The 13,096-nt window shown below is 63.2% G+C and carries 16 protein-coding genes; 5 read left to right on the top strand and 11 right to left on the bottom strand.

What is annotated here, in order from left to right:
• Positions 1–79 precede the first annotated feature (79 nt).
• Complete coding sequence (locus H3221_RS24085; protein WP_196477077.1) at positions 80–508, bottom strand: helix-turn-helix domain-containing protein; 429 nt, start codon at positions 506–508, stop codon at positions 80–82.
• Positions 509–581: 73 nt separating this feature from the next.
• On the opposite strand from H3221_RS24085, the gene H3221_RS24090 reads away from it, so the two are divergent.
• Entirely contained in the window at positions 582–1,058 is a 477-nt protein-coding gene (locus tag H3221_RS24090; RefSeq protein WP_224490777.1) for a DUF2938 domain-containing protein, read from the top strand.
• Here H3221_RS24090 and H3221_RS24095 read toward each other — a convergent pair.
• Positions 1,046–3,055, bottom strand: a complete 2,010-nt coding sequence (locus H3221_RS24095) for a peptidase U32 family protein (protein WP_196477079.1) — start codon at positions 3,053–3,055, stop codon at positions 1,046–1,048. The two genes, H3221_RS24090 and H3221_RS24095, sit on opposite strands and share 13 nt — an antisense overlap.
• A gap of 146 nt (positions 3,056–3,201) precedes the next feature.
• On the opposite strand from H3221_RS24095, the gene H3221_RS24100 reads away from it, so the two are divergent.
• The gene (locus H3221_RS24100; RefSeq protein WP_196477080.1) at positions 3,202–3,846 is read left to right on the top strand and encodes a YecA/YgfB family protein; all 645 of its coding nucleotides are present in this window, start codon (positions 3,202–3,204) and stop codon (positions 3,844–3,846) included.
• A gap of 44 nt (positions 3,847–3,890) precedes the next feature.
• Here the strand turns inward: H3221_RS24100 and H3221_RS24105 are convergent, their stop codons facing one another.
• Positions 3,891–4,349, bottom strand: a complete 459-nt coding sequence (locus H3221_RS24105; protein WP_196477081.1) for a BRO family protein — start codon at positions 4,347–4,349, stop codon at positions 3,891–3,893.
• Between the two features lie 118 nt (positions 4,350–4,467).
• Between H3221_RS24105 and H3221_RS24110 the strand changes: the two genes are divergently transcribed.
• Positions 4,468–4,881, top strand: a complete 414-nt coding sequence (locus H3221_RS24110; RefSeq protein WP_196477082.1) for a transcriptional regulator — start codon at positions 4,468–4,470, stop codon at positions 4,879–4,881.
• Positions 4,882–4,979: 98 nt separating this feature from the next.
• Here H3221_RS24110 and H3221_RS24115 read toward each other — a convergent pair whose 3' ends face one another.
• The 4 genes from H3221_RS24115 to H3221_RS24130 all read right to left on the bottom strand — a co-directional run bounded on the left by H3221_RS24115 (position 4,980) and on the right by H3221_RS24130 (position 7,615).
• Positions 4,980–5,801 carry an HDOD domain-containing protein gene (locus H3221_RS24115; protein ID WP_196477083.1) on the bottom strand — a complete coding sequence of 274 codons (822 nt, stop codon included), beginning with the start codon at positions 5,799–5,801 and terminating at the stop codon, positions 4,980–4,982.
• Between the two features lie 164 nt (positions 5,802–5,965).
• Positions 5,966–6,442 (bottom strand): serine protease inhibitor ecotin, encoded by a 477-nt coding sequence (eco, locus tag H3221_RS24120; RefSeq protein WP_196477084.1) that lies wholly within the window; start codon positions 6,440–6,442, stop codon positions 5,966–5,968.
• Between the two features lie 134 nt (positions 6,443–6,576).
• Positions 6,577–6,924: a cupin domain-containing protein gene (locus H3221_RS24125; RefSeq protein ID WP_196477085.1), complete on the bottom strand. Its 348-nt coding sequence runs from the start codon at positions 6,922–6,924 to the stop codon at positions 6,577–6,579.
• A gap of 211 nt (positions 6,925–7,135) precedes the next feature.
• Complete coding sequence (locus H3221_RS24130) at positions 7,136–7,615, bottom strand: phage infection protein (RefSeq protein ID WP_196477086.1); 480 nt, start codon at positions 7,613–7,615, stop codon at positions 7,136–7,138.
• Between the two features lie 285 nt (positions 7,616–7,900).
• Between H3221_RS24130 and H3221_RS24135 the strand changes: the two genes are divergently transcribed.
• The gene (locus tag H3221_RS24135) at positions 7,901–8,644 is read left to right on the top strand and encodes a class I SAM-dependent DNA methyltransferase (RefSeq protein WP_196477095.1); all 744 of its coding nucleotides are present in this window, start codon (positions 7,901–7,903) and stop codon (positions 8,642–8,644) included.
• Positions 8,645–8,679: 35 nt separating this feature from the next.
• On the opposite strand, the gene H3221_RS24140 is transcribed toward H3221_RS24135, so the two are convergent.
• Positions 8,680–9,381 (bottom strand): FMN-dependent NADH-azoreductase, encoded by a 702-nt coding sequence (locus H3221_RS24140; RefSeq protein ID WP_196477087.1) that lies wholly within the window; start codon positions 9,379–9,381, stop codon positions 8,680–8,682.
• Positions 9,382–9,500: 119 nt separating this feature from the next.
• Between H3221_RS24140 and H3221_RS24145 the strand changes: the two genes are divergently transcribed.
• A complete protein-coding gene (locus tag H3221_RS24145) occupies positions 9,501–10,400 on the top strand; it encodes a LysR substrate-binding domain-containing protein (RefSeq protein ID WP_196477088.1) in 900 nt (299 codons plus the stop codon).
• Between the two features lie 39 nt (positions 10,401–10,439).
• Here the strand turns inward: H3221_RS24145 and H3221_RS24150 are convergent, their stop codons facing one another.
• The 3 genes from H3221_RS24150 to H3221_RS24160 are packed head-to-tail and all read right to left on the bottom strand — an operon-like array spanning position 10,440 to position 12,976.
• The gene (locus H3221_RS24150) at positions 10,440–11,075 is read right to left on the bottom strand and encodes a hypothetical protein (RefSeq protein ID WP_224490779.1); all 636 of its coding nucleotides are present in this window, start codon (positions 11,073–11,075) and stop codon (positions 10,440–10,442) included.
• On the bottom strand, positions 11,050–11,526 hold the full coding sequence (locus H3221_RS24155) for a hypothetical protein (protein ID WP_196477089.1): 477 nt from the start codon (positions 11,524–11,526) through the stop codon (positions 11,050–11,052). The genes H3221_RS24150 and H3221_RS24155 overlap by 26 nt, the downstream gene beginning before the upstream one ends.
• Before the next feature lie 58 nt (positions 11,527–11,584).
• A complete protein-coding gene (locus H3221_RS24160) occupies positions 11,585–12,976 on the bottom strand; it encodes an FAD-binding oxidoreductase (protein WP_196477090.1) in 1,392 nt (463 codons plus the stop codon).
• Positions 12,977–13,096 lie beyond the last annotated feature (120 nt).

Here is a 13,096-nt window from a genome sequence, read left to right on the forward strand (position 1 = left end):
GGTGCGCCGTGCGCACCGAGGCCAGGACGATGCAGCCGCAGGCCCGAGTACAAGCCGACAACACAAGCGTTGCGGCCGCTCAAGCCCGCTCGGCAGCGGCAGGGCGCTTTCGGCCCATCTGCTTGCTGGCCATGCTCATCAGGCGCTGAAAGGTGGGGCAGCTCAGGTGGTTGTCGGCTGGGCAAAGCGCCGTATGGCGCAGCCCGTCGCGAATGGCGGACAGGCGGCGAATGGTGTGATCCAACTGCTCTGCCTTGCGTTCCAGTTGCTCACGGTCGATGGCAGGACCGCCCTCGGCCGCCAGCATCTCGGCAATAGCGTCCAGCGAGAAACCAGCCGTGCGCCCGAGTGCGATCAGCGACAGGCGCTGCAGCACCGACTCGGCGAAGACCCGCTTCAGGCCATTGCGCCCGATGGAGTGGATCAGCCCTTTTTCTTCGTAGTAACGCAAGGTCGAGGCCGGCAGACCTGACCAGCGCGCGACCTTGCCGATATCCAGCTCTTTCATGCTTGACCTCAAGTCGACTTTAACTGGCAGCCTTGTTTTGAAGGCTTTCCAGATAGATTAGATGGAGGTGTGTATGGCAGTCGAGATCATCATGCTGGGTATTGGCGCAACGCTGTTGATGGACCTGTGGGCGCTGGCGCGCAAGCGCTGGTTCGGTGTGGCGGCGCTGGATTACGCCTGGGTCGGGCGTTGGCTGGGGCACATGGGGCATGGGCAGTTTCGCCATGCGGCGATTGGCAAGGCGCCCACCCTGCGCGGTGAGCGTGCGCTGGGCTGGGGCGTTCATTACCTGACCGGATTGCTATTCGCCGCGTTGTTCCTGGCCTGGGTTGGCGAGGCCTGGCTGCAGCGTCCAACGCCCGCACCGGCGCTGGCCTTTGGTGCGCTCAGCGTGGCCGCGCCCCTGCTGCTGATGCAGCCGGCGTTCGGCATGGGCATGGCCGCTTCACGCACGCCGCAGCCCTGGCGGGTGCGTGTGCGTGCGTTACTGACCCATCTGGTATTCGGCCTGGGCCTGTACCTGATGGGCCTGTTGGCTCAATGGCTGTAACCCGGCTTCTGGCGAATGGTCTTGAGCAGGTCGTCCGGGCTGATGTGGCCGACCACCTGGGTGGCGGCGCTGCCCGGTTGCGGCAGGTCGAGGATGTGGCCCTTCATCTTGCCGATCACGTGCATCTCGCACGGCTTGCAGTCGAACTTCAGGGTCAGTACCTCATCGCCATGTACGAGCTGCATCGGCGCCACCTTGGTGCGCACGCCGGTCACGCCCTTGGCCTGCTTCGGGCACAGGTTGAAGGAAAAACGCAGGCAGTGCTTGGTGATCATCACCGGCACTTCGCCGGTTTCCTCGTGGGCCTCGTAGGCCGCGTCGATCAGCTGCACGCCATGGCGATGGTAGAAGTCGCGCGCCTTCTGGTTGTAGACGTTGTAGAGGAACGACAGGTGCGACTCCGGGTACACCGGCGCCGGCTCGGTCTCGGCCTTGCGGCTACCGCGCGGGTGAGCGGCGACGCGCGCTTCGGTCAGCGCCTCGATGGCGTCACGGCGCAGTGCCTTGAGCTGCGAGTTGGGCACGAAGAACGCCTGCGGTGCATCCAGCGCCACGCTCTGGGCGTGGTAGATGGTGGTGCCGAGCTGGGTGAGCAGGTCGCGCAGGCCATCGAGCGCCTGCTCCGGCTTGTTGGCGACGCCGAACGGGCCGGGCAGGGCGACCTCGACGCTGATGCCTTCTTCGCTGGTGGCGACGAGTTTCAGCGCGTCCTCACGCAGCTCGGCCTTCCAGCTGACGCCGATACGGCGTTCGGCGCTGGTGCGCTGCAGCGCCTGCTGCCAGTTGTGGTCGAGGTTGCGGCTCAGTGGATGATTCGGACGCAAGCGGAACAGCCCTTCGGGCATTTCGTTGGGCTCGACGCGGTAGCGGTAGCGCTTCTCGCCGTCTTCCTCGAACTCCGCCTTCAGTTCGGCGATATTGGCGCGGAACCCCACCACCTCGCGCTTGACCAGCACGTTGAGGCCGTCGCCGTTGGACAGCGGCGCGTGAGTCACGGCGATCAGGTCGCGCTTGCCCACTTTCTCGACACAGCCCACAGACAGCCCGGTGAAGGTGGGCGAATCGAAGGCGCCGATGTCCACCTTGCGCTCGGTGACGAAGTAATCGGTGCTGCCGCGATGGAAGGTCTTGTCCGGATCGGGCACGAAGAAGTGCGCGGTACGGCCGCTGGAAGCGCGGGCCAGGTCCGGGCGGTCTTCGAGGATGGCGTCGAGCTCGCGGCGGTAGTGGGCGGTGATGTTCTTCACGTAGGCCACGTCCTTGTAGCGGCCCTCGATCTTGAACGAGCGCACGCCGGCCTCGACCAGGGCGCGCAGGTTGGCGCTCTGGTTGTTGTCCTTCATCGACAGCAGGTGTTTTTCGTAGGCGATCACGCCGCCTTTTTCATCCTTGAGGGTGTAGGGCAGGCGGCAGGCCTGCGAGCAGTCGCCACGGTTGGCGCTGCGCCCGGTCTGCGCGTGGGAGATGTTGCACTGGCCGGAAAAGGCCACGCACAGCGCGCCGTGAATGAAGAACTCGATGGCCGCGTCGGTGGCATCGGCAATCTGGCGGATTTCCTGCAGGTTCAGCTCGCGCGCCAGCACCAGCTGGGAGAAGCCGGCCTGGTCGAGGAATTTGGCCCGTTCCAGCGTGCGGATGTCGGTCTGGGTGCTGGCATGCAGCTCAATGGGCGGAATATCCAGCTCCATCACGCCCATGTCCTGCACGATCAACGCATCCACGCCCGCGTCGTAGAGCTGGTGGATCAGCGCGCGCGCCGGCTCCAGCTCATCGTCATGCAGAATGGTGTTGATCGTGGTGAACACCCGCGCGTGATAGTGGCGGGCGAACTCCACCAGCCTGGCGATATCGCTCACGTCGTTGCAGGCGTTGTGCCGCGCGCCGAAGCTCGGGCCGCCGATATAGATGGCGTCGGCGCCATGCAGAATGGCTTCGCGGGCGATCTCGACGTCACGCGCAGGGCTGAGCAGTTCCAGGTGGTTCTTGGGCAAGGACATGGTGTTTTCTTTTATCAGGCTGGCACACGGGCAAGGCGCGCATTGTACCGGGCTGACGGCCTGTGGGCACTGGCCAGATGCCGGACGGCTGGTAATACGCACCGATGGCGTTACAGTAGCGGCCTTTTTCAGGCGGAGGCGTGGCGATGGACAACAGAGGGTTGGAGAAGCTCGATCAGTGGCTGCTCAAGTACGGCAACGATGACTCGATCCTGTCCGCCAGCGAGCTGGACGGTTATTTCGCCGCCATCGTCTCCGGGCCGCGCCAGGTCGCGCCTGCCGTCTGGTATTCGGCGATCTGGGCCGACCAGCCGCCGCAATGGCCGAGTGACAAGGACGGCGAACGCTTCATGAAGCTGGCCGTCGAGCTGATGAGCGAGGCGGCCTACATGCTCAGCGAGGAGCCGGATGATTACGAGGCCATCTTCCTCGCTGACAACAACGGAAAGGGCGAGAAGCTGATCGTTTCCGAGTGGTGCGCAGGCTACCTGCGCGGCGCCGCGGTTGCCGGTTGGCTGGAGGAGGCGCTGCCCGAGTCGGTGCAGGCCGCCCTGGCGCTGATCACCCTGCATGGCGATGAAAGTGGCAGCGAGACGCTCAAGGCCATGTCCGACGCCGAATACGAGGCCAGCACGGCGATGCTCGAACCGGCTGCTGTCGAGCTTTACGAGTACTGGCAGGAGAATCTGCAACCCGTGTTGCCGGTGCGCCGTGATGACGCCAAGGTCGGGCGCAACGACCCGTGCACCTGCGGCAGCGGCAAGAAGTACAAGCAGTGCTGCATGCGCTGAGCGGTTGCCGTCACCCTGCCGGCGAGCGAGCCCCGATGGTGCGCTCAACCGCAGTGCGGGTCCTCGGTCATGGGCAGCAGTTCGGACCGTGCGCCGAAAATCTGCATCACGTCATTGACCGACATCCACCAGTCGTCGTGCCACTTGAGTACGCGCAGGCGCTTGTCTGCGGTATTCAGCTGGCGATAGCTGGGCGGGCTGGCGCTTCTTAACAGGTTCGGCAGCAAGACGTGGCAGAACCAGCTGCGCAGACGCTCGGCGCGTGAGCTGGTGCAGCTCAGGCTCAGGCGTAGCAGGTTTTCCAGGTCGATCATGGCTTGAGGCGCTTGCTCGTTGCCGAAGAGAATCCCCTCCGGCCGGCAATGCAGCAGCAGGGCGGCTTGTTCATCCGCCAGTTCCAGGGCCTGGCAAACGGCCTGCGCGGTGAACCAGAAGCGGCCGTCGGCGGCGCGCCGCACGGTGAGACGGATACCTTCGAAGATGGGATTGATCGGACTGGTCATGGCGCCCTCCCTGGTGCATGAAACAATGGCTTGTCGAATGCAATGAAACCATCAATTTCATTTAATATGCAACTGACTGTTCAATCAAGCATGGAAGCGGAACTTAACGTCCGCGTCCATGACCGAGAAAACCGAATTCGCCCAGCGCCTGCGTGGCGCCATGATTGCGGCTGGATATCCAGATCGCCCTGCTGTGCTCGAGCGCGAGTTCAATTCGCGTTACTGGGGCCGTTCCGTGACCTTCCAGGCGGTTTCCCGCTGGTTGCGTGGCGAGGCAATACCGTCGCAGGACAAATTGCAGGTCCTTGCCGAGTGGCTGCGCATCGAACCACAGGTACTGCGCTTCGGCGAACAGGCCGGCGCTGCCGTGCGCGGGCAGCGTGGCCGCTGGGAAGACCCCAAGTACTATCAGGAACGTGAGGTCATCGAGGCTTTTCTGGCGCTGCCGGCAGCACAACGCAAGGTGGCCCGCGAAGTGGTGATGGCCCTGGCAGTTGCGGCCAAGGCTGACTCCGGCAAGAAGCCTGGCTGAGGCCCTGCCTGAAGTCAGTCGTGGTGGTTATCAAGTGCTTTCCCGAGACGCGGGCCCTGGCGGACGCCGGCTGGTGAGGTCTCGAACAGGCCTGGTGCTTACCCCAGCAGCTCGGCAAACGCCTTGTCTGCCTCCAGCACCGCCGGCAAGGCTTCGAACAGCTTGCCCAGGTCGACTTCCTCGAATAACGGGCCTTCCAGGTTCTGCTTCGCGTGTTCGCTGACGCCGTCCAGCTCGATGGTTTGCGCAACGATCACCGACTGTGCGACCAGGCGCGCGTAGCGGCTGTCACCGGGTGCCTGAGTCGGCCGTGCCTGATAGGCAATGGCGTGCTGGATAAGCGCTGGCAGCTGCCAGCGGCGCGTCAGTTCAGCGCCCACTTCCGGGTAGCCGAAGCCCAGTTGCAGGGTTTCCTCGGCGGCATGGGCGGCGGCTTCACGCTTCGGATGACGGTTCATGCGCCTGGCGAAATCCGGTGCGCCGGTCTGGATCAGCAGTTCGCCAATGTTGTGCATCATGCCGCAGGTGAAGGCCGCGTCGGTGTCCAGCTTCAGCTGCTTGGCCAGGCTGCGGGCGATACTGGCGACGCGAAAGCTGCGAATCCAGAAACCCTTGAGGTCGAAGCCGGTATCGACCTGAAACGCACCCGTCATCGCTGAGGCCAGCACCAGTGTGCGCAGGGTATTGAAGCCCAGGCGCATGGCGGCGTCCTCCACGCTCACCGCTTCACGAGCCCCGCGAAAACGCGGCGAGTTGGCCAGGCGCAGGACCTTGGCAGCGATGACCGGGTCGCGCTCGATGTTGCGTGCCACGCTTTCCAGGCTGGAGGCAGGGTTGTCGAACTGTTGGATCAGATCCTGCGCAACCTTGGGAATACTGGGCAGGGTGTGCAGTTGGGCGAACAGGCTTTCTATATCCATGGTGACTCCGTCAGGTGCGAACGCCTGCTGGCGCTGGATGAAAAAATAGCCTTTTGAGCATAGTCGCGCCTTTCACCTCAGCCAGTCTCATCCCCGCCGTTCAGAGCCTTTTTCACATTCACAGGAAACACCCGCCCCGACGGGCTGGTGTGTCGGGGGAGCGCTTACTGACGCGGTGCGGTGCTGGTTTCGGCGGCTGCAGACCACACGCGATAGCGCACTTCGACATCCTTCGGCGCGTAGATCACCAGTGGCAGCTTGCTGTTGTAGCGCACCAGTTGCGGCTCACCGCCAACGCGTACGAAGGCCTGCTTGCGGCTGCCGTCCGGGCAGGCCATCAGCGTGCTCATGGCCGGGCCGACCTGGCCCAGTTCGTAGTAGCTGTAGCCCCAGCCTTCCACGGTCTTTTCCTGCCACTGGCCGCCCAGGCGTTGCGGGTTGCAATCCACTTCCAGGGTTTTGCCGGCGATGATCTCTACCTTGTGCTCGGCTTCGTTGGTTCGTGCGGGCAACTCGATCACATGGCGGGCGTAGCCGTCGGCAGCGGCGGGGTAGGGCTTGAGCGCTTCCGGGGTGGCGGCACAGGCGACCAGCGGCAGGGCGCAGGCGAGGGAGAGCAGCGGCAGTTTGAGTCGGTTCATGATGATTCCTTGCTGAAAGGCCTTTTGGGCCGTCCGTGATGAGGGAACCGCCTGATCGGCGGCGCAGCACTGACCGTTGTGAATAGGTCAAGTTCCTGCGCTTTTCAAGCCCCTGTGCCGCTGTCAGCTCAGCGTCAGGCGAATACGAAGTACTTGCGCACCGTTTCCACCACTTCCCAGGTGCCTTTCATGCCCGGCTCCACGACGAAGATGTCGCCAGCCTTGAGGTGAATCGGGTCCATGCCGTCCGGGGTGATGATGCAGTAGCCTTCCTGGAAGTGGCAGTACTCCCACTTCACGTACTCCACGCGCCATTTGCCGGGCGTGCAGATCCAGGTGCCCATGATCTTGCTGCCGTCTTCGCTGGCGTAGGCATTGAGGTTGACGGTGTGCGGGTCACCTTCGATGCGCTCCCACTGGCAGGCATCGACGACGGGCATCGGCCGGGTGTCGCGCAGAACGGTGATCGGTTGGTTGGCCATGGGGCGCTCCGGTGAGTGATCAAAGGGGCGTTCACCATAAAGCGGGGGCGGGGCGGTCGATTGCCTGGGGTCGACACGGGGCTGCTCATTCGCGCAGTGCGCGGGGCTTTCTATTCCTGAAAAAACCAAGGCCGGCTTATCAGGCCGGCCTTGTGGGGCTGCGCTTGCCATCGAGTCATAAGACGTTCTCGATCAGGTCATCAGGAAGGTATCAGGCAACGCGGTTCTCGATCAGACGATCGGAGCCACCTTCGGCAACGCGGTTCTCGATCAGACGATCCGAGCCGCCTTCGGCAACGCGGTTCTCGATCAGACGATCCGAGCCACCTTCGGCAACGCGGTTCTCGATCAGACGATCGGAGCCACCTTCGGCAACGCGGTTTTCGATCAGACGATCCGAGCCACCTTCGGCAACGCGGTTTTCGATCAGACGATCCGAGCCACCTTCGGCAACGCGGTTCTCGATCAGACGATCCGAGCCGCCTTCGGCAACGCGGTTCTCGATCAGGCGATCGGAGCCGCCTTCGGCAACGCGGTTCTCGATCAGGCGATCCGAGCCACCTTCGGCAACGCGGTTCTCGATCAGGCGATCGGAGCCACCTTCGGCGACTACAGGTTGGGCGGAAGAAGCGGCGAATACGTTGGCTGCCAGTACGGAGAGGGCGAAGCCGAGGATCAGTTGGCGTTTCATGGTGTTGTGCTCCAGCGGTGTTGTGGTTGGGTATGGAGCAGATGTTACGCACTGGATTTTTTCAGAGAACTTCATTGGCATGATGGTGAACATCGATGCGGCTGATAGCTGGCGAAAGCCCCGTGATAGAAGGCTTTCAGCTGTTTCGTGAGCGTCGCTGGGGCCCGTTCATGGTGAGCGTTGAGCTCGACCAGACGGCCGGCATTGCGACGGCAGCGATAGTGATTCTGCCCATTCGCGGCCTGAGCTATGATGCGCGCCCTTCGTCCTCGCGTCCCTGCCATCATGTCCGGCAATGCCCTCTATACCGACCTGTCGGGTTACTACGATCTGATGTGCGCGGACATCGACTACGCCGCCCAGAGCCACTGTGTGCACCGCCTGCACCAGCTGTTCGGCAACGGCGGCAAGCGTCACCTCGATCTGGCCTGTGGCACCGGCCCGCATGTGCGTCACTTTCTCGATGCTGGTTATGTCAGCAGCGGCCTGGACATCAACCAGCCGATGCTCGACCGCGCCGCCCAGCGCTGCCCCGAGGCACGCTTTGCCCGGCAGGACATGTGTGGTTTTCAGGTCGACGAGCCGCTGGACCTGATCACCTGCTTTCTCTACTCCATCCACTACAGCGCCAGCATTGATCGGCTCAAGGCCTGTATCGCCAGCGCGCACGGCGCCCTGGCGCCTGGCGGCGTGTTCTGCTTCAACGCCGTGGACAAGCAGTGCATCGACAACGCTTCGTTCGTTTCCCACAGCACGCGGCATGCCGAAGGGCAGTTCCGCTTCAGCTCCGCCTGGTACTACCGCGGGGAGGGCGATGCGCAGGCGCTGCGCCTGCGTATCGAACGCAGCGTCGCCGAGCAGACCGAGGTCTGGCACGACGAACACCCGATGGTGGCGGTGAACTTTGCCGAGCTGCAGAGCCTGCTGGCGCCGCACTTCGAGGTGCAGGTGCTGGAGCACGACTATCAGCGCCTGGCGCCGTGGGATGGCAGCTCCGGCAACGCGCTGTTTGCCTGCACCAGGCGCTGAGGCGAGGCAGCGTCAGCCTCAGCCTGGCCATTGCCTCACGCCGGCTCTGCGACGCGCTCGGTTTGCAATGAACGCTGCAGCTCGGCCACCAGCGCATCGACCTTGCCCAAGGCCTGTTTGACGGATTCGGCGAGCAGTTCACCGCCAACTTCCTGGCCTTCGATGGCGATCTGGTGCACGCGGGTGATGCCGATGAAACCGAGCGCCGTGATCAGGTTCGGCTCCAGATGGTTCATGTGCGCCATTTCGCCACCCACATCGAAACCGACACCACCGCGCGCCGTGAGGATTACCGCATGGCGCGGCCGGTCGGCCAGCCTGGGTACATAGGGATCGAGCGGGTTGCTCTCATCCACGTCCACGGTGCGTCCGGGACGTACCACCTGGTCGATCCACGCCTTGAGCGCGGCGGGCATGCCGAAGTTGTACAGCGGCGTGCCGATCACCAGCACGTCGGCGGCGATCAGTTCATCCACCAGGCGATCACTCTCGGCCAGCGTGTCGTGCATCCAGGCCTCGCGTTTCGGCTCCGGCGTGAAGGATGAGGCGATCCAGTCATGGCTGATGATCGAGGGCGGATTCTGGCCGATGTCGCGGTAGGCGACGACGTCCTGCGGGCGGCGCGCCTGCCACTGGCTGATGAAACGATGGCTGAGGTTGCGGCTGTGCGAGCCGTGCTGATCCTTGCCGGCGAGGCCGGGGCGGGCGCTGGCGTCGAGATGCAGAATATGGGTCATGATGAGTCTCCTGCTTGAATTTGAATTCATCTGTGTTTGGCAGCACACTCAGGCTAAGGTCGCCCTGTTCGGGCGACAAACGATCAATATTTTTCGCAATGGATGAGGAAAACTCAGGTATGAGCCGGCGCCGACTCCCTCCGCTTTCCGCCTTGCGCGCCTTCGAGGCGGCTGCCCGCCACGCAAGCGCCAAACAGGCCGCGCAAGAGCTTTCCGTTACCGCCACGGCGATCAGTCACCAGATTCGCGCACTGGAAGAATCCCTTGGTGTCGCGCTGTTCGTGCGCAAGCCGCGTCAGCTGGAACTGACCATGGCCGGGCGCGAGCTGCAGCAGGTGCTGGAAAGCGCCTTCGACAGCATCGGCGCCGCGGTCGAACGCCTCAGCGCGACGCCCAGCCGACAGGCCATCACCCTCAGCACCACGCCGGCCGTGGCCGTGCGCTGGCTGCTGTCCTGGGTATGCATGCTGCGCGACTCCCATCCCACTATCGACCTGCGTATCCACGCCTCGCACGAGCCGGTGGCGCTCGATGGCGTCACCGCCGATATCGCCATTCGCTACGGCGACGGCCGCTGGCCCGGCCTGGTCGCCGAGAAACTGTTCGACAACACCTTTGTCCCGGCCTGCAGCCCTTTGCTGGGGCTGCACGATGCTGCTGAGCTGCCCAGGCATACGCTGATTCACTTTCGTAACCAGGCCGCGATCTCCTCGCCGATGGACTGGGCCGTCTGGCAGAAACAGGCTCAGGTGCCGGGGCTGGATGTCAGTGCCGGGTTGGTATTCTCCGACGAAACCCACGCCGTCTCGGCGGCCGTCGGCGCCCAGGGCGTGGCGCTGATGAGCCGGCAACTGATCGAGGATGAGCTGAAAGAGGGACGACTGGTGCAGCCCTTCGGCCCGGAACTGGAAGGCAAGCCGTTCTTTCTGGTGTACCCGGAGAACCGCCGAAACGATCCGACCATCCGCGCGGTGCGGGAGTGGATCATGGCGGTGCCGGGTGGGTTGTGCTCGATCTAGAGGTAGCGGCCGGCTTTTGCCTGGCAAATACCGAACCCGCTAGGTGCCAGGTCGGGACTCATATAGTTTTGTCATTACCGCCCATCGCAGAGCTGGCGCCTCCTCCAGTGTCAACGCCCCAACGTTGAGTTGAACCTGTGTCGGGTCGTTGCCGGCGTAAGCGACTGCCTCGTCGATGGCGAGCTTCCAGTCATCCTCTGTGAAACCCGCGCCGACCAGGATGGCGCTTCCGCTTGCTGCGCGCTGGTCGGCCGCGAGAAGGCGTGACATGTACCAGAAATCATCGGACGCGCTGAGAAGCAGCTTGCCGCGGTTGTTGTTGGCGAACGGTACTTTCAGCTCGATGTAGTGGTAGCCATTGCCTGCGGCATCGCGCACCCACAAGTCGCATTGCTTGGTTGCGCGATCCATCTGCCCGCGTCGCTGATCCAGCCAGACCTTGTACTCGACGCCCACATCCGTCTGAGGCTGCAGCCCGAAGCGTTCGGTCAACCAGAGGTATAGCTCGATCTTGAGCCAGCCCTCGAATCCATTGCGCAGTCTGGATAGCTGGGGTAGGGCGGGTGCGCGATGCGCTTGCAGGTCGTTCAGAAACGCCTGGAAGGTATCGGCGACATGGATAATGCCGGGCATCTGAACTCCTGAACGCTCAATAATAAACATCTTCTGCGGCATGCTTTCTCTGCCGCATCAGGGCAAAGAACGACAGGCCCAGTAGCAGGAGGATCGCCGTCGAACAGCCCATGAAGACCTTGGCGTCTGCATCGCTGGTGTCGTAAGCGGCTTGCGTCATCTTGAGCGACGATACCCACGTGGAGTGGATCAAGGGGATCGTGTCGCCCATGGCATATGCAGCAGGGTCGTGTTGTCTGTTCTGCGTATAGGTAGCCGTGAACGCTGTGCCGTCGGCGTCATAGCGGTAGGTGATTATGTTCAGGTCGGGGTTGGGCGTGTTGTGTATCTCGGTGATGCGGGCTTGCGCCTGCTGATTGCCGAGCAGCATGAACAGCGCGGTCGCGCCGTGATTGCTCATGAGCGCGAGAATGGCTAGGGGCACGATCGCGATCAATGACAGGGTGGCGAGCGTGGTGAGGAAGTCTCTTTTTTCTTCCCGTGGGTAATACATGCGATGGCATCCGTTGTGTCGACGTGAGGTCCAGCGAGCGTTGAACCGCCAGTTTCAATCAGTGTTCAGTGGGCTGAAGGTAATAGGTATCCCATAGCGTGTTGCGGAATTTGTTGGTGGGATCGAAGCGCCTTTTCAGCGCGAAGAATTCCTCGGCGCGAGGGTAGGCAGCGAGAAATTGCTCACGGCTGGCGTGGATCTGATAGGGCAGGTAGTAGCTGCCCTGGTGGGCGATGGCGAGGTCGATCAGCTGTCGTGTCCAGTCGCCTACGGCGGCGCGCTCGCTGGGCGAGACGCCCTGTCGGTAGTAGATCACCAGTGCGAAGGTGTCTTCGCGGGCCCAGGCCAGCAGCGTACCCGGGTCGGCCTTGGCATGGCGGATGGAGATATTGGCGACCTTGACCTTGTGCGCTTTGAGCACGTCTCTCATGCCCGCGACGAAGTGCTCCAACTGGGCCTCGGGCACGAAATACTCCTGCAGCACATAGCTGTAGTCGGGGCCGGAAATGGGCTGCAACTCGCGCACATCCAGGCTGGCCTCATGGTTGCGCCACTGCACCTGCGGTCGCTTGAGTAGCAGCGGGTCGACGACGTTCTCGCGCACCTTCGCGCCGCCACTGCTGCTGGCAACCGCCAGCGCGGCGCGCATGGCCTTGTAGTCGCGGTCCAGCGGTACCAGGCGCTGCGTGACGGTCAGCGGCGCGGCCGTACGCAGGTAGGACACGGCGCGCACGCTGTCGTAGTCGTCCGTATAGAGAATGCCGTTATGCATCACCATATCCGGGTTATCGGCGACCTGGCTGGCGAAGAAACGCGCATAGTCGCCGAGCGGCATGAGCTGCGTCTGACGCACCAGCTTGCTGTTCTCCACCAAGGGCAGGGTGGCCTCGACGATGACGCCCAGCCCGCCGTAACCGCCTATGGCGCCATGGAACAACTCGCTGTTGTGCGTCGGGCTTGCCTCCACCACCTGACCGTCGGCCAGCACCAGGCGTAGCGAGCGAACGCCGAGCACCAACGGCCCCTGGCCGACGTAGCGGCCATGGGCGTTGACGCTCAGTGCGCCGCCGACGGTGAAATTGGCGTAGGACTGCATGATCTGCGGCGACAGGCCGTGCGGGTCGATGTATTCGAGTATTTCGCGCCAGGTGATGCCGGCCTGCACGCGGATTTCCCGGTGCTGCGCGGAAAACTCCAGCACCTTGTTGAACTGGCGCATGTCCAGTTGCAGAGCCTGCTCGGTGGCGGTCTGCCCGCCCATGCTGTAGCGCCCGCCACCAATGGCGATGGGGCCGGAATGCTCGCGCACTGCCTCGACGATCTGTTCCAGTTCGGTAGGCGCCAGCACCTGGGCTACCTCGATGGGATTCATGCCGGTGATGTCGTTGACGGTCTCGGTGGCGTGCGCGCAATGGCACAGAAACAGCAGTAGGACGAAGGCGAGGCGCATGGAGCTTCCTTGTTCGCAGCGGAGAACGAATTGCTTGGGCGATAGTGCGTCGTGGCATGTTCAGGTGGCAATCGCCAATGGCTATTCAAGGTGCTTCATTTTCAATGGGTCGAAGAAAGT

Source organism: Pseudomonas chaetocerotis (genome assembly GCF_015712105.2).
GTDB classification, from domain to species: Bacteria; Pseudomonadota; Gammaproteobacteria; order Pseudomonadales; family Pseudomonadaceae; genus Aquipseudomonas; species Aquipseudomonas chaetocerotis.

What these genes read in the sequence shown, in the direction of transcription:
- H3221_RS24085 (WP_196477077.1), bottom strand. Translation starts at nt 508, where the DNA reads ATGAAAGAGCTGGATATCGGCAAGGTCGCGCGCTGGTCAGGTCTGCCG.
- H3221_RS24090 (WP_224490777.1), top strand. Translation starts at nt 582, where the DNA reads ATGGCAGTCGAGATCATCATGCTGGGTATTGGCGCAACGCTGTTGATG.
- H3221_RS24095 (WP_196477079.1), bottom strand. Translation starts at nt 3,055, where the DNA reads ATGTCCTTGCCCAAGAACCACCTGGAACTGCTCAGCCCTGCGCGTGAC.
- H3221_RS24100 (WP_196477080.1), top strand. Translation starts at nt 3,202, where the DNA reads ATGGACAACAGAGGGTTGGAGAAGCTCGATCAGTGGCTGCTCAAGTAC.
- H3221_RS24105 (WP_196477081.1), bottom strand. Translation starts at nt 4,349, where the DNA reads ATGACCAGTCCGATCAATCCCATCTTCGAAGGTATCCGTCTCACCGTG.
- H3221_RS24110 (WP_196477082.1), top strand. Translation starts at nt 4,468, where the DNA reads ATGACCGAGAAAACCGAATTCGCCCAGCGCCTGCGTGGCGCCATGATT.
- H3221_RS24115 (WP_196477083.1), bottom strand. Translation starts at nt 5,801, where the DNA reads ATGGATATAGAAAGCCTGTTCGCCCAACTGCACACCCTGCCCAGTATT.
- eco (WP_196477084.1), bottom strand. Translation starts at nt 6,442, where the DNA reads ATGAACCGACTCAAACTGCCGCTGCTCTCCCTCGCCTGCGCCCTGCCG.
- H3221_RS24125 (WP_196477085.1), bottom strand. Translation starts at nt 6,924, where the DNA reads ATGGCCAACCAACCGATCACCGTTCTGCGCGACACCCGGCCGATGCCC.
- H3221_RS24130 (WP_196477086.1), bottom strand. Translation starts at nt 7,615, where the DNA reads ATGAAACGCCAACTGATCCTCGGCTTCGCCCTCTCCGTACTGGCAGCC.
- H3221_RS24135 (WP_196477095.1), top strand. Translation starts at nt 7,901, where the DNA reads ATGTCCGGCAATGCCCTCTATACCGACCTGTCGGGTTACTACGATCTG.
- H3221_RS24140 (WP_196477087.1), bottom strand. Translation starts at nt 9,381, where the DNA reads ATGACCCATATTCTGCATCTCGACGCCAGCGCCCGCCCCGGCCTCGCC.
- H3221_RS24145 (WP_196477088.1), top strand. Translation starts at nt 9,501, where the DNA reads ATGAGCCGGCGCCGACTCCCTCCGCTTTCCGCCTTGCGCGCCTTCGAG.
- H3221_RS24150 (WP_224490779.1), bottom strand. Translation starts at nt 11,075, where the DNA reads ATGCCGCAGAAGATGTTTATTATTGAGCGTTCAGGAGTTCAGATGCCC.
- H3221_RS24155 (WP_196477089.1), bottom strand. Translation starts at nt 11,526, where the DNA reads ATGTATTACCCACGGGAAGAAAAAAGAGACTTCCTCACCACGCTCGCC.
- H3221_RS24160 (WP_196477090.1), bottom strand. Translation starts at nt 12,976, where the DNA reads ATGCGCCTCGCCTTCGTCCTACTGCTGTTTCTGTGCCATTGCGCGCAC.